At 59.9% G+C, this 15,078-nt stretch carries 12 protein-coding genes; 7 read left to right on the top strand and 5 right to left on the bottom strand.

Going from position 1 to position 15,078, the window contains the following annotated elements:
* Positions 1 to 30: 30 nt before the first annotated feature.
* The 7 genes from NKH52_RS25095 (at position 31) to NKH52_RS25065 (ending at position 6,998) form a co-directional block, all read left to right on the top strand.
* Positions 31 to 753, top strand: coding sequence for a nucleotidyltransferase family protein (locus tag NKH52_RS25095; protein ID WP_023808950.1), 723 nt, complete (start codon positions 31 to 33; stop codon positions 751 to 753).
* 39 nt (positions 754 to 792) lie between these two features.
* Entirely contained in the window at positions 793 to 1,929 is a 1,137-nt protein-coding gene (locus NKH52_RS25090) for a DegT/DnrJ/EryC1/StrS family aminotransferase (RefSeq protein ID WP_127294359.1), read from the top strand.
* Positions 1,926 to 2,600 (top strand): sugar transferase, encoded by a 675-nt coding sequence (locus NKH52_RS25085; RefSeq protein WP_127267500.1) that lies wholly within the window; start codon positions 1,926 to 1,928, stop codon positions 2,598 to 2,600. The genes NKH52_RS25090 and NKH52_RS25085 overlap by 4 nt, the downstream gene beginning before the upstream one ends.
* 87 nt (positions 2,601 to 2,687) lie before the next feature.
* Positions 2,688 to 3,692, top strand: a complete 1,005-nt coding sequence (locus NKH52_RS25080; protein WP_352734702.1) for an SDR family NAD(P)-dependent oxidoreductase — start codon at positions 2,688 to 2,690, stop codon at positions 3,690 to 3,692.
* A 101-nt stretch (positions 3,693 to 3,793) separates the two neighbouring features.
* A complete protein-coding gene (locus NKH52_RS25075; protein ID WP_348629759.1) occupies positions 3,794 to 4,918 on the top strand; it encodes a hypothetical protein in 1,125 nt (374 codons plus the stop codon).
* Positions 4,919 to 4,934: 16 nt separating this feature from the next.
* Positions 4,935 to 6,197, top strand: a complete 1,263-nt coding sequence (locus NKH52_RS25070; RefSeq protein ID WP_352734704.1) for a polysaccharide biosynthesis/export family protein — start codon at positions 4,935 to 4,937, stop codon at positions 6,195 to 6,197.
* A gap of 108 nt (positions 6,198 to 6,305) precedes the next feature.
* The gene (locus NKH52_RS25065) at positions 6,306 to 6,998 is read left to right on the top strand and encodes a N5-glutamine methyltransferase family protein (protein WP_352734770.1); all 693 of its coding nucleotides are present in this window, start codon (positions 6,306 to 6,308) and stop codon (positions 6,996 to 6,998) included.
* 59 nt (positions 6,999 to 7,057) lie between these two features.
* On the opposite strand, the gene NKH52_RS25060 is transcribed toward NKH52_RS25065, so the two are convergent.
* The 5 genes from NKH52_RS25060 to NKH52_RS25040 are packed head-to-tail and all read right to left on the bottom strand — an operon-like array spanning position 7,058 to position 14,513.
* Positions 7,058 to 7,324: an acyl carrier protein gene (locus tag NKH52_RS25060; protein ID WP_127294349.1), complete on the bottom strand. Its 267-nt coding sequence runs from the start codon at positions 7,322 to 7,324 to the stop codon at positions 7,058 to 7,060.
* Positions 7,325 to 7,363: 39 nt separating this feature from the next.
* Entirely contained in the window at positions 7,364 to 8,917 is a 1,554-nt protein-coding gene (locus NKH52_RS25055; protein WP_352734707.1) for a class I adenylate-forming enzyme family protein, read from the bottom strand.
* On the bottom strand, positions 8,914 to 10,935 hold the full coding sequence (asnB, locus tag NKH52_RS25050) for an asparagine synthase (glutamine-hydrolyzing) (protein ID WP_352734709.1): 2,022 nt from the start codon (positions 10,933 to 10,935) through the stop codon (positions 8,914 to 8,916). The genes NKH52_RS25055 and asnB overlap by 4 nt, the downstream gene beginning before the upstream one ends.
* Before the next feature lie 3 nt (positions 10,936 to 10,938).
* Complete coding sequence (nadE, locus tag NKH52_RS25045) at positions 10,939 to 11,922, bottom strand: NAD(+) synthase (RefSeq protein ID WP_352734772.1); 984 nt, start codon at positions 11,920 to 11,922, stop codon at positions 10,939 to 10,941.
* On the bottom strand, positions 11,919 to 14,513 hold the full coding sequence (locus NKH52_RS25040) for an AMP-binding protein (protein ID WP_502908107.1): 2,595 nt from the start codon (positions 14,511 to 14,513) through the stop codon (positions 11,919 to 11,921). The genes nadE and NKH52_RS25040 overlap by 4 nt, the downstream gene beginning before the upstream one ends.
* Between the last annotated feature and the right edge of the window lie 565 nt (positions 14,514 to 15,078).

Here is a 15,078-nt window from a genome sequence, read left to right as displayed (position 1 = left end):
CCGCGACAGTCGTATCAATAGGAGGACGAGATGAAAGCGGTCATTCAGTGCGGTGGAATGGGAACACGCCTTCGGCCGTTCACATCCATTTTGCCCAAGCCTCTCATGCCGATCGGTGCTCGACCGGTTCTTGAATTGCTTTTGAAGTGGCTGCGACGGAACGGCATTCAGGAAGTCTACGTCACGACCGGCTATCTGGGGCATTTGATCCGCACCGTATGCGGAGACGGATCACAGTGGAATCTAAGGATACGCTATACCCAGGAGCTGGAACCTCTCGGCACCATTGGCCCGCTCTCCCTGATCAGGGAGGAACTGGACGAGCCGTTCATTGTTCTCAATGGAGACGTACTTACCGATCTCAGTCTCAGCCGGTTTGTGGCATCACACCGGACTCACACGGATCCAGTCACCATAGCCACCGCTTCCCGCGTCATCAAGATGGACTTCGGCGTCATCGACGAGATCGACAATACTGTTAAAGTATTCCGTGAAAAACCGACGCTATCTCATCTGGTAAGCATGGGTATATATTGCATGAATCCAGATGTTTTCCGCTTTATACCTGACGGCATCGCCTTCGGATTCGACGACCTCATGCTGCAGATGATGCAAAACGGCACGAATGTGCACGTCTACAAACATGACGGGCTTTGGCTGGATATCGGACGCGTTGAAGATTTCCAAAACGCACAAACCATTGCCTGGGAAGAGCAGTCCGCATCGATCGAGGTCTCGGCAGCGGCCGCTTGAGGGCTGAACGCTCGACCGCGCCAACATGAGGAGGTCGTAATGCTCTTGGTCAGCGCTCCTATTCTTGGCTTTCCGGAAAAGGCGGCCCTGGCCAAAGTTGTCGACAGTGGGTGGCTGACGATGGGGGACCAGGTACGAGCCTTTGAAGAGGCCTTCGCGGCCGTGCATGATGCGGTCGATTGCGTTGCCGTCAGTTCTTGCACCGCCGCCCTGCATCTCATTCTCCATGCACTCGGGATCGGGCCTGGAGACGAAGTGCTGGTTCCCTCGCTGACCTTCGTGGCGACCGCGAATGCAGTGCTCTACGTAGGAGCAACACCGGTATTCGTCGACATAGAGTCGGCCGAAGTGCCACTGATGTCCCTAAGCGACGCGGAAGCCAAGTGCACTGGACGCACCAAGGCTGTCATTCTCGTCCACTTTGCCGGCTACCTCGCCGACCGGGAAGAATGGCAGAGATTTGCCCGTGTGCGAGGACTGCATATCGTCGAAGATGCCGCGCATGCTCCCGGCCTTAAGGAGGTGGGGAGTTACGGTGCGGCCGCGGCCTTTAGCTTCTACGGCAACAAGAACATGACCACCGCGGAAGGTGGGGCCGTTATCGCCCGGGATGCACAGCTCCGTGAAGCGATCCGCCAGGCTCGCGGACATGGGATGACCAGTGGCACCCATCAGCGGCTGAACAGCCGCACGCCGCAATACGATGTGACGATGCTCGGTTTCAATTATCGCATGGATGAATTGCGCGCCGCTATTGGCTTGGTCCAGCTTCAGAACCTGCAGGAATGGAATGAAATCCGGCGCATATTGGTCGTCCTCTATCGACGTCTGATCGCAGACTATTGCTCAGCCGTAACAGTCCCGTTCGGCAAACCGCGGACCTCGGCGTACCACATCATGCCTGTCCTCCTGCCGCATGACGTCGACCGGCAAACGGTGATCGACCATCTGCGAACGAAGGGGATACAGACCACAATCCACTATACGCCCGTGCACCAGATGACGCTTTATCGCCAGATGTTCACTGAAATCCATCTGCCGAAGACCGAGGACTTCGCGCAGCGGGAATTGACGATTCCACTACACCCGCAAATTACGGCAAGTGCGATCGAGTCGGTGGTTGTTGCACTAGCCACCGCGATTGAAAGCAGCGGGCGTGCGGGAGCCGCGGCATGAACGCACTCGACGTGACGATGCATCGGCCCGCCGTAGCTGGAACCAGCCACGGAATTGCCAGACGCGCGATGGACATCATCCTCGCTGCAGCAGCGGGAATGGTACTCGCTCCACTGATGCTCCTGATTGCCGTTGCACTCTTTGTCGAAGGTGGTTGGCCGGTGTTTTTCGTACAGACGCGCCTGGGTGCCGGCGCAAAACCGTTTCGCATGTACAAGTTCCGCAAATTCAAGACAACAGCCGATCCTTTCGGCCTTGCGCTGACCATGAACGATGACAGCCGCATGACGCGGGTAGGCCGTTTTCTCGCGGCAACGAAACTTGATGAGTTGCCCCAACTGTGGAACGTTTTCACGGGGGACATGGCAATTGTCGGGCCGCGGCCGGAAAGCCTTGCCTTCGCCGATTGTTTCCGCGGCGGCAATGAAGCTGTCCTACAGTGGAAGCCCGGCCTGCTCGGCCCAACCCAGGTTCTCTTCCGTCACGAAGCCTGTTTTTACCCGCCCTCCCTTGATCCGCTCCTGTTTTATCGAGAGGTCCTGTTCCCGGCCAAGGCAACGATCGACCTCGCCTACTATCCGCGGCGCACGATTGCATCGGACCTCGTCTGGATAATGCGGGGCTTCAGGGCGGTTTTCGGCGTGTCCCTGCCTCCCGCGGCAAGTGGGTAGAGTTGGCAAGTGAGGAGAGTTTGGCATGAATGGATTGTTGTTCGTTCGCCAGTTTGACGGCTCACATGATCGAAGGAGTGCACGGTCGTGAACTATCACGGCAGGAAGGTCCTGGTCACGGGTGCGGATGGATTTATCGGATCCCACCTCACGGAAGGGCTGGTGCGCGAAGGTGCCGATGTCACGGCACTGGCCCTCTACAACTCGTTCGACAGCCATGGCTGGCTGGATGATTTGCCCGACCACGTTCGAAGCCAGTTGCAGTGCATTCGTGGAGACGTTCGTGACAGCGCCTTCATCAACCGGATCGTGCGCGGCCAGGCGGTGGTGTTTCATCTGGCTGCGCTGATTGCGATTCCCTATTCCTATGCGGCTGCCCAATCCTATGTGGAAACCAATGTTCTGGGTACCGTGAATGTCCTCGAAGCGGCACGCCACTGGGAAACCGAGCGCATTGTGCATACGTCCACGAGTGAGGTTTATGGCACCGCTCTGACCATGCCGATCCACGAATCCCACCCGTTGCAGGGACAGTCCCCCTACTCTGCATCCAAGATCGGGGCGGACATGATGGCGGCGTCCTATGCCAGGTCCTTCGATGTGCCGGTGGTCATCCTGCGACCGTTCAATACATACGGGCCGCGCCAGAGTGAGCGGGCCATCGTGCCGACCATCATAAGGCAGGCTCTGGACGAGAACTGTCCGGCGATCATGGTCGGCGATACCAGCCCTATCCGCGACCTTACCTTTGTGGAAGACACTGCGGCGGCATTTGTGGCGGCAGGGGCGGCCGAGCTTGAATTTGGCCATGCCTACAATGCCGGCAGCCAGCGCGCCGTCAGTGTCTCGGACGTTTTGGAGTTGGTGCTCGAGTTGAGTGGCACCAGGAAACCGGTCCGTCGCGACGAAAGCCGGATGCGGCCGCAGAACTCCGAGGTTCGCGTGTTGCTCGCCGATTCCTCGAACCTTGAAAGTAAAGTCGGATGGCGGGCGCATACAAGCCTGCGTGACGGTCTGGAAAGAACCATCGAGTGGTGGCGCTCGCGCCTTAGCGAAGGCCGCGTCCGACGCGAAATGAGCTATATGACATGACCTTTCCGCGGCTCATACCAGCCATGCTGTTGATGGCGGCTCTGCTGGCACTGCACACAGCCGGAAACCGGCCGAGCGGTGCGGCAGGAACGGAGCCGTCAATGGATCTGCCCGCTTACCTGAAACCTGTCACTGATCCGGCGACGGGGATCAGCTTCACTCGGATTACCCGGCCCGGAGCTCTTGGCAGCGGAATTGTCTGCGGCAAGATATATTGCAGTCATCGGTACTCGATCGCGCAAGCCTGGAATGCAGATCAGAGCCTCCTCGTCCTCATGAACGGCTGCAACGGCATGTGTTTCCTCGACGGGAAAACCTACCTCCCTTTGTTTCATCGCAACAAGTCGGGTGAGTGCGAATGGCGCCCTCGAAAGGCGGAGATGATGATCTGTGTCGACGGTCAAAAGATCTCGACCTGGGCTCCCCGCACCAATCGTGAGGACATAGTGTATGCCGCAACGAAATATCGGGATCTCGAATTCGGCCCGTCCAAGGGAAATCCTAGTCGTGACGGCAACCGCATTGCCGTACGCGCGACCCGCGATGATGGAGCTGCCGTCGTCTTCGCATACGACATCGACCGGCGTCTGAAATACCCGGACATCGATCTCGCCCAGGTTGCCGGAACGACCAGTTCCTGCACCATTTCTCCGCTTGGAGAGAACATCCTGTGTTTCCAAAACCTGGTCGACGGCACCGAGCAGCGAGCCATTTTTGCAGTCGACGGCACCCTGCGCCAGAGGTGGAAGGACCATCATCGGCCCGGCCATGGCGATTTGACTCTCGATGCGGATGGCAGCGAGATTTACGTCGGAACCAGCAAATCCGCTCCGGACGAATATCAGGTGATCAAGCGTCGGCTGTCCGATGGAAAGGTCACGTCGCTCACGAAGTACGGTGAGGCCGAGCATACGTCGCTGCGTGCTTTGGACAGGCCCGAATGGGCATTTATAAGTTACGGGGGCAATCCCGATGAGGTTCGGAGCCATCCAAACTGGGCGCCATACACGCGCGAAGTGATCGCGCTGCGTGTTGACGGCCGTCAGGAGGTACGACGCATCGTGCAGACGCGAAACGCTCCATTTGACTATTGGAGCGAGACACATGCCTCACCGTCCCCTGATGGGTCGCAAGTGATCTGGTCGAGCAATTGGGGGGTGCCTGGTGGGCCGGTCTACGAATTCGTCGCCCGTCTCGATTGGCCGCAGCAGCCGAGCTTGAATTAAAGGGAGATTGCCATCAATGGCCTTCGTTAGCCGAATTTTCTTTGCAGCGCTTGCCGGCTGCCTGGCCCTGGATATCGCAGCCGCGGCTGAAGCGCCGGGGGCCTACAAGCTTTCCCCCGGCGACACGGTGGAGATAGGAATTGCCTCCATAGCGGAACGAACGCAACGCGCGATCGTCCAGATGGATGGCTCGATCGCGCTGCCCGAGTTCGGGATGATCCCGGTTGGCGGGTTGACGCCGGCCGAATTGCAGACACGCATGGAAGCCGTGCTGCCAACCAAGATCGTCCACCAGCGCCTGCCTGACGGACGGGAGCAAATCATCGTCATCAAGCCGAGCGACGTCACGGCCGTGATCGCGGAGTACCGCCCGATCTATGTGACTGGCGATGTGCTGACACCAGGGCAGCAGACTTACCGGCCACTCATGACTGTCCGGCAGGCAATTGCGGTCGCCGGCGGTTTCAGCCTTCTGCGGTCGCGGGCAAGCCAAAGCGGACCTGATCCCGTTGATCTGCGACGCGACTACGAGTCGATCTGGGGGGATTACATCAGGGACTACTTTCATGGCGCCCGTATCCGCGCCGAACTTCAGAACCAGGCGGAATTTGACATGCAGCCGCCGCAAGGTTCGCCCCTGTCGAATGCATTGATATCGGCGGTCGCGCAGGCGGAAGCGGAGGGTCTCAGAATTTCGCTGAACAATTTTCAACAGGAGCAAAGCTATCTCGACAAGACCGCCAAGGATGCCGAGGCTCAGGTCGAGGTTCTGCTCAAGCGCGAGCAGACGGAAGCGGCCGCGGTGAAACAGGATGAGGACGATCTGGCGCGGGTCACCAAATCGTTCGAATCGGGCAACCTGACCAACAGCAGGCTCGCCGACGTCAGGCGTGCCGTGCTGATGTCGTCTAGCCGGGCGCTCGAGACCTCGGTCGAACTCATGAGAACGCGGCGCCAGCAGGAAGACTTCGTCAGGCAGCAGGAACGCAATGAAAATCAACGAAGGATCGGCCTCCTGAACGAGTTGAGGGATACCGACCTTCGCCTCGCCGAGACCACTGCAAGGCTCCACGCAGCCAGCCAGAAGCTTCAGCCATCAGGGGCGTCCGCTCTTCCACTGCCGGTCGCCGGCGAAACCTTCCAGGCGCGGATCACAATAACCGGCGGGGCCGGCGACGCGTCGAGAAGTCGACCGGTCGACCAGGACACGGAGGTCGCGCCTGGAGACACGATCGAGGTGAGGTTCAGCAGCCAACTGCAGAGCGCGGCGATCCAGTAGTTGCGCGGACATGAGCGAGCCGGAACCACGCGGTTGATGGCTCGCCTCACGGCATGGGACCGGGCGCCTGAGAAATCAACATGGGAAAATCAAGAAAGCGGGTTTGTCGTGATTGGTGAAATAGATGTCGCCAGCGCCTACAGCACCGGCCGCACCGACTTCATGGGACTGAAGTTGGTTGTCGCGCCCGGCGTGCTCGTCCCTCGCCCGGAGACGGAACTGCTCGGCAGCACCGCCCTCAATGTGCTTCGTGAACTTAATCGGCCGGTACCGCGTGTCGTGGACATGTGCTGCGGGGCAGGCAATCTCGCCTGCGCCATTGGATACAAGGTCCCCACCGCGCGCGTCTGGGCGAGCGATCTTACTGACAGCTGTGTCGAAACCACCTGCCGGAACGTCGCCCATCTTGGCCTGGCCGGACGCATTTCGGTGCTGCAGGGCGACCTGTTCAGTTCCTTCTCGGATCTGGAACTCGAAGGCACGATCGATCTGGTCGTCTGCAACCCGCCTTACATCTCGGAGAAGCGGCTCGAAAACGACCGCGCGCATCTGATGGAACTTGAACCGCGTGAGGCCTTCGCTGCCGGGCCTTACGGCCTGAGCATTCATATGCGGGTGATCAAGGAGGCGCAGCGTTTTCTGCGGCAAGGTGGCATGCTGCTTTTCGAGGTCGGGCTTGGCCAGGACCGGCAGGTCATGAGTTTGGTTGAGCGTTCCAAAGCCTATGAGAGCATTCGCGCGATTGCGAACAAAGCCGGTGAAGCCAGGGTGGTTTGTGCACGGGCCAAGGCGCCAGCGTGAGCCGCGCCATGGGTTTGCGCGCTCGGTTGGGACGACGCCCTTAAACCGTAGCCCGGCGATCAGTTTTCCTTGCTGACCACGTAACGTGCAATTCCCTGGATGGAATCGAAATTCTCAGGCAGAAGCTCACTGTCCTCGACAGTGATGCCGAATGTCTCCTCGACGAAGCCGATAACTTCAAGCACTCCAGTCGAGTCTATGATGCCCTGGTCGAGCAACGACGTTTCAATTTCCAGCGCACGCGGGTCGGCTACGTAGAAGTTTGACGCCAGAAAGGCGCGTATCTGATCGCTGTAGGTGTCAATTCTGTTGTTCGTGCTCAGCATTGAATTGGCCTCCGATCCAAATGATTTCCAGGTATCGCTTTATGACAGCGCTATTTTCTTGAGCTTGCCCGTGTCCGTCATCGGTAGACTGGACACAATTTGGATGGACTTCGGAATCATGAAGTTCTCCAACCGCTTCTGACATTCCATCCGCAGCTGCTTTTCGCCCATGATCGTTCCTTGCTCCATGACGACAAACGCTTTTACTGCTTGCCCCAGCAGGTCGTCGGGAACTCCAACGACCGCGGCTTCCCGTACTCCCGGAATTTCCATCAGCACGTTTTCGACTTCCCTAGGCGCCACCTTTTCTCCCCGCGATTTTATGATCTCATCGCTGCGACCGACAAAATAGAGGTAGCCTTCCTCGTCCATTCGGCAGTAGTCGCCGGTGTACAGAACCTGCTCGCCGGGCAAAGGGCCAGGCTTGAGCTTCCTCGCGGTAGCCTCCGGCTTACCCCAGTAGCCCTTCATGACCGTTGCCCCGCGAATGACCAACTGGCCGACGACATTGGGACCGACCTTTCGGTCATCCTCATCGACAATCCACATTTCGGTGTTCGGGATGGCGATCCCCACGCTCAACGGTTTTCGGGCAAGATCGTCCGGGGGAAGATAGGTGCAGCGTTTGCATTCGGTCAGGCCGTACATCGAATAGATGCGGGCGTCAGCAAACAGCTCCTGGAGCAGGCGAATGTGCTTGAGCGGCAGGGCCGCGGCCGTGTTCGTGACATACCTTATGCTTGCAAAATCATCTGCCTTCAGCGTCTTGAGATCCGACAGCGCGGCAAAGATGGTCGGCACGCCGGGAAAGCCTGTAACTCTCTCCCTTTCGATGATCGCAAGTATCTGTGCGGGGAAGGCAAACGAGCGCTCGAGGACCAACCGCGCCCCGGTACGGAATGCCATTATCATCTGATAGAGGCCGTAATCGAAGGCCAGGGGCAAGACATTGAGGATCACGTCGTCTTCGCCAAGCTCAAGGTACGAGGCGATAGACGTGCAGGCTGCCATCATGTTCCTGTGTGTCAGCATCACGCCTTTGGGTTCGCCGGTCGAGCCCGACGTGTAGATGATGGCTGCGAGATCGATATCGATGCGGCGGCGGGCCGGCGCTTTGCCGTGGCCGGCAGCCACCTCATCCCAGCGCATGGCATGCGGCAATCCCCGAAGCTCGGCGTCGTCCACCGGACCGGAGACGATGATCCGCCGCAGCGACGGACAGTTACGCGCCGGCTCGGCAAAGATCGGCTGCAAATGTTTGTCGGTGATCAATGCCGCCGGCAGGCAATCGTTGAGCAAATACCCCAGCTTGTCGCTCTTGGTGAGCGGATTGACGACGCACACAACGGCGCTCGCCTTGAGAACCGCCCAGAAGCTGACCACGGTCTCGACGGTGTTGTCGGCGAAGATCATGACGCGGTCACCGGGGGCGACCCCGGACGTGACGAGATGATGGGCGACCGCGTTGGAACGTGTCTCAAGCTCATCATAGGCGAGCCGGTGCCCGCCGCACACCAGCGCCACCTTGTCGCCGAGCCGGCCGGCCGAATGGCTGAGGTAGTCGTGCAGCAGAGGGACGGCGCCATGCATCATACCAGCACCTCTTCCCTGCGCAGGTGATCGACATCTATCCTGAGGTCGACCGCACGCCCGCTCGAAGGGCGGCTTGCGACAAACTGCTGATGGAGGAGCTGCGTCGACAGCACGCCGACCAACGCCATGTTGTCCGAGTTGGACAGATCCCCATCGCCGGTCTTGGCCCCGCATTTGCCCAGCAGGCGCGCGACCGAGTTCGGATCAAAGACATTCGCCGCGCGCAGGGCAGTCTCAGAGAGTGCTTCGCGGACATAGGCGGGTGCGCTACCGCCCATGAAGCAAAGTGCGTTGGGCGCCCGGTAGGGTTGCTTCTTGCGGGCCACGATTTCCGCGGGCACGATCGATTTCGCCACACGCTTCAGCACGTGTTTCTCATCCAGAATGCGCAGCTTGTAGTCGGCCGGAAGCGAATTCGCCAAGGCTACGAGCTTATCGTCCAGGAACGGGAAGCGCCCCTCGACGGAGTGGGCCATCAGCATCCTGTCTCCTTGCGAGGAGAGCAGGTAGCCCGACATCAGCGTCCTGATCTCAAGGTACTGGTCCTGCTCGAGAGGACCCCATCGTTGAAACTCTTCGGGCAGGCGGCCGAGCAGGTCCGCCACCGCGTTGTGGCGCGCCGTTTCGGCGTGCATGTCGGCCGAGAACAGCCGTTTGATGGCGCTGGTGGTGCGCCAGCGGGTATCATGCGCGAAGCCGGGCGCGCCAAATGCATGGATACCGTGTCCAAAGAACTGGCGCGCCATCGCCTGCTGCTTGACCGGCGAGCGGCTCAGATAAGGGTAGAGGCGTTCCAGCAGTCGCGCGCGTCGGGCAGAGGCGGGCTGCCGCCCCCAGAACCGGCGGACCTTGCCTTCCCGGAACAGGTCGTAGCCGGCGAACATCTCGTCGGCCCCTTCGCCGGTCAGCACGACCTTGATGCCATGTTCGCGCACCAGCCTCGAGAGAAGGAACAACGGCGCCGGCGCCGTCCTGAGAATCGGACGCTCGGCGTGAGAGATCACATCTGGGAAGATGTCGGCGATGTCACCGCGCGAAACCATCACCTCGTGGTGTTCGCCGCCGCTCGCACTTGCAACCAGCCGCTGGTAACGGGTTTCATCATATTCGGCGTCAGCAAAACGCAACGAGAAAGTCTGGAACGGCGCGCCGGCGAAGCGCCTCCCGAGCATGGCGACAAGTGAGCTGTCGAGCCCGCCGGAAAGGTAGCAGCCGACCGGCACATCCGCCTTCACCATCCTAAGCGCCGTCGCGGCCCGCAAGGCGCCGCGCACTTCGTCCACCGCATCCTCCAGCGAGCCCCTGAAGGTGCCGTGGGCCGGGTCCTCGTTCTCGGGATAGCAAGGTTTCCAGAAAGCCTGCTCACGAACGCTGCCATTGTCGTAGATGCGGACATGGCCGGGGGTAAGTTCCTGTACTCCCTGAAATACGCCTTGCGGCGGTACGACGGTCCACAGCGTGAAAGTCTGGTCGACCCCCGCCGGATCGAAGGCCCGCGGTATCGCCGGGTCGGCTGCGAAGATGGCCTTAACTTCGCTGGCGAAATGCAGGCGGCCAGCGTGTTCGCACAAATGCAGCGGGCAGATGCCGAACCGATCGCGCGACAGGACGAGGCGGCCTGTCAGCGAGTCCCAGATGGCGAGTGCCCACTGCCCGTTCAGCCGTTCGAACGCGCCCACGCCCCAGGCGCGGTAGGCATGCACGACGACCTCCGTATCGCTGCGGGTGCGGAAACGATGTCCCAGGGCTATGAGTTGGTCACGCAACTCGACGTAATTGAAGATCTCGCCGTTGAACACGATCCAGGTGGTATTGCCCGTGTCGGCGAGAGGCTGCTGTCCGGTCGAGAGATCGATGACCGACAGGCGGGTATGCGCCAGCCCCGCTCGCTTGTCGCGGTATAGGCCGCTTTCGTCCGGACCTCGATGGGAGAGCGCGGCCGCCATTCTCAGAAGCGCGGCTCGTGACGGAGGCTCCGCAGCCGCGTTCAGCGCCACAATTCCGGCGATGCCGCACATGGGTCAATCCCTGTCCATCGCAGCGGACAGCTGCGGCCGTGCGTGAAGGTAGCGTGCGGCGCGGCGTTTGCTGACGATATCCTTATAGACCTTCTCGACTTGTTCGGCCGTGAGGCTGGCGGCGGCGGCAACCACGCCGGCCGAAATTCCGTGATTCATGCCGTAGAGGCACAAATCCATCAGTTGATAGGGCAAGGCGAAGTAGAACTCCTCCTGGGTTTGCGCCATGGAAAACGTGTCCGTGGTCGGCGGCCTTGTTCGGACCTCCGTGTCAATCCCGAGATATTCCGCCAGCTGATAAACCTGGGTCTTGTAGAGATGGACGATAGGCATCACATCGGCGACGCCGTCGCCCTGCTTGACGAAGAAGCCCTGGTCGTATTCGAGCCGGTTTGGCGTGCCTGCCACTGCATAGTTGAGGCGGTCAGCGTGATAGTATTCAGTCATCTTGCGAACCCGCTGCTTGTAGTTGGTAGCAGCGACGATCTGCAGGTAAGCCGCCGGCGACAGACGCACGGTGTCGATCTTTCCGTCCGGATCCTCGACCGTAAGGCGCGTGATATTGAGGCCGCTGCTCTCCAGTACCGATGCCATGACCAGCTTGCATTTCCAGCCTTCGCCATATCCAGGGACGGCAGTTCGGATGGCCTCGATCTGTCGGGCGTAGGCGCCAATGCCTTCGAGCGCCGGCTCGATATCTTCAAGGATGGTCTCGATGCCAAGCTGCCCAGCGACGCTGCGGCCAAGCCTCAACGAGTCGCCTGACGAATCGCGCTCCGGCATGAACAGGCCCAGTACCTTGTCCTTTCCGAACGCCCGTGCGCACACCGTTGCGACGACCGAACTGTCGATGCCTCCGGAGAGCCCGACGACCACTCCGCGACGCCGTTGTGTGCCGAGAACCTGTTCGCGCAAAGTCTCGACGATGCGATCGATCTCCAGCCGGGCATCGAGCGCCAGCACATCGCTGCTGAATTCGCCTATCAGGTCGATGACACTGCCTCCTGTTTGCGTGACTCGATTGAAGAGTAGGTCTCGGTCACAGCGTTTTCGATGAGTGGGCGATTGACGGTCAGATGAGGCTCCACGACCATGTCGATGTGGGTGCCGGCGATCGGAATGACGTTCAGATGGACGAATGCCCGATCCCACCCGAGTGCAAGGGGCATTCCGGGCCGCGCGCAACGGAACAAGGTGCCGGTGATCGGCAGTATCGGCCTAGGTTCTGTCAGCCATTGGAAGAAGGCGCGCGCGCGCAGAACTTCCTGCAGTTCCAGTTTGGTTCTGAAGCTCGTCGGATTGAACTGACCCTCGGCATAGCGGTCGAGGAAGCCGGCAAGCCGGGATTCGCAGTGCATTTTGACCGCGACCTTGGCAAGCGCGCGGCACGCCACCCGACTAGCCGATATACGATTGGTTCGGATCCGGTGAAATGTCCGGGTAATGGTCTCCCAACGCTTGCTGCGCTCTCCAACCAGGCTGGTATCCAGAATGCCCGTGAACGCTACCGCTCGCCCTTGATCAAGCAGACGCGCGGCAACCTCAAAAGCGACCGCTCCTCCGAGCGAGTGGCCAAGCAGGCGAACACAGCCGGTCGGCTGCACGCGGTTGATATGATCAATTGCAGCTTCGACCATTGCGGCGACAGTGTTCTGACCTTGCAGGATCATGCCCAGGGCCGGATATCTGATGGGAGACACCCTGGCGACCTTGCTTATTGCTGATGCGAACGAAGCAAGGCTCGGACCATAGCCGACCGACCCGGGGAAAAGGAAAAGGAGCGGAGGCTCGTGTTTCCAGGCGGGCGCGTGCTCTCCGCCTCCTTGAGCGGAAATGACCGCTGCAACCATCTCATCGAAGCTCATTCCAACCGTGAAGGCTTCCAAACCGAGCTCTTGCCCGATCGCGCTTTCGATTTCCATCACGCAATGCAGCAGCTTCAGCGAATCTCCCCCCGCTTCATCCCAGCACCCCAGGGCGACCCGCGTTTTAAGGACCTTGGTCCAGGCACGCCGTACGATCTGATGAGCAGGAACTTCATTTCCCGCATGGGCGATTTGCGGTAGGGGCGTTGTTTCCCGCACCGAAAGGTCGATTGCAGCCAGCATTGCCATGTCGATCTTTCCGCTGGCCAGTCGCGGTATCTCGGCGCTTGCATGGAGCCGCAGCGGGCAAAGCGCCGGCGGCAATTTTGTCCTGGCAAGTTGGCGCAACTCGTCGCAAAAACTGGCTCCCGCCCCGCCGTGCGGGACGGCGAACGCAACCAGTTCATTCGCCGGGGTGACGATAACGAGGGCATCCTTCACCGACGGCGCGCCACGCAGAACCCGTTCGAGTTCGGCCGGCTCAACGCGCCGCCCATTGACCTTTATCTGGCGCCCTTTGCGACCGATGATCCGCAACAGGCCATCACTCCCAATTTGCACAAGATCGCCCGTTGCAAAGATACGAAGCGTCTGGTCGGCGGGATCTATTTCAAACGGAACAACTGCCCCGTTTTCCCAATATCCGAGTGCGACATACGGGCTTCTGATCAACAGTTCTCCGATCTTGCCGGGCTGAACCGCGTAACCCTCTTCATCGACAATTGCGAAGCTGATTCCCGGAAGCAGCCAACCGACGGGAGCTGAGGAATCGAATTCCGGCCAATCGTGCGGCAAGAACCACTGCGATCCAGTCGTTTCCGTCGATGAATAGCCGATCTGCACCAGGCAAGTTGGCGGGACAGCCTTGCGCACCAGGCGGATGTCGGCCGAGGACACCTTCTCGCCTCCAATTCGGGCAACCCTGAGTGAACCAAAGGCGTCCGCGGGCTCATCCGCCAGGAGAGCGCGAAGCAATGCCGGCACCAGATACGTGATCGTCACGCCTTCCGATTGCATGCGGCCGCGAACCGCGCGCAGGCCGACGGCTTCGACCTCCACAAGCTGCAACGTAGCACCCGTAAGAAGAGCAGCAAGGATTTCCCGGCAACCGGCGATGGTTGCCGGGCCGGTCAGGGGCAGGAAAACATCCTGCGCATTGATGTGGCAGGCGTCGACATATTGCTGCACTCGGCAAAGCAAGCTCCGCTGGCTGTTGACAATCCCCTTGGGGCGGCCCGTGCTGCCGGAGGTATAAAGCACGATTGCCGGTGCATCGACAGAAACGGTACGGTGTTCAGCTGGACGAAGCGTTGCCTGCAACGATTGCGCTATCTCGATCCGGGCAACGTGCTGGGGCAGATCAAGGCCGTGGATGCCTTTGTCGCCAATTATGGCGGAGAGCCTCGCGTCGGCGACGATTTCGTTGATGCGCGAGTCCGGATCTCGCACGTTAAGCGGTACTGACGGTCGACCGGATGCCATGCTGGCCAGCATCGCAACTGTGTACCAGACCGAGTTGGCCTGAAGTATTCCAACCGCATTTCCGTCGGGAACGACGGCTTCAATCCGGCTGGCCAAGGCCTCGACCGCCCGAAAAAGCTCGGAATAGGTCAGTCGGTTGGTGCCGTCGCTGGCGGCTAATTTTTCGGAATAATGCCCGGCGATTTCCCTCAGGTGATCAAAGACCGGAATGTCGACGAAGCCAGTTCCCATCCGTTGATGCAGACGTAGAACGGGCCCGCCCTCGTCAAGAGCATGATCGGGAACTTTTGACCATCGACAAGAGACCACCGCTTGGTAGTCAGTCTGCACCGTTCGAATCACCCTCGAAGATTCTAAATGCGCCAGAGACATAAGGGCCCCACGCTAGGATTGTTGCCGCTTATCGCCCCGCGGCATGATCTTTTCATCAATCATTCGGATGATGCGCCAGGCGGTCTTGATCGCTTGAATCGTTCGAAGTTGAGCATGCCAGCCTGCGCCCGCCCGGGCTGTGGGACTACCTTACCGAGATGTCGGGCTGTGCGCTGTTGTCCGCTTCGCCGGCGCCTGAAACGAAGCAATATGCGAATACTTCTCCTCCAAGCTCATCCGTGACACGAACCCAGTTGTTTTCCCATGTCCGCAGGGTTACCTGGCGTCCTGTCGATATAGTCGCCGCCGTGAACGGGCTGGACGCATTGACATTGCTCGCCGCAACTACGTCGTCCCCTTCCATTTGCTCTACCAGGTATGTTTGCATCACTGCTCCTGACTGCAGGGCATGGCCGGCTCAATT

Source organism: Mesorhizobium sp. M1066, from assembly GCF_040318635.1.
Taxonomy (GTDB): domain Bacteria; phylum Pseudomonadota; class Alphaproteobacteria; order Rhizobiales; family Rhizobiaceae; genus Mesorhizobium.
Note: the sequence above shows the minus strand (reverse complement) of the source record. Positions and strands in the feature narration are given on the sequence as shown.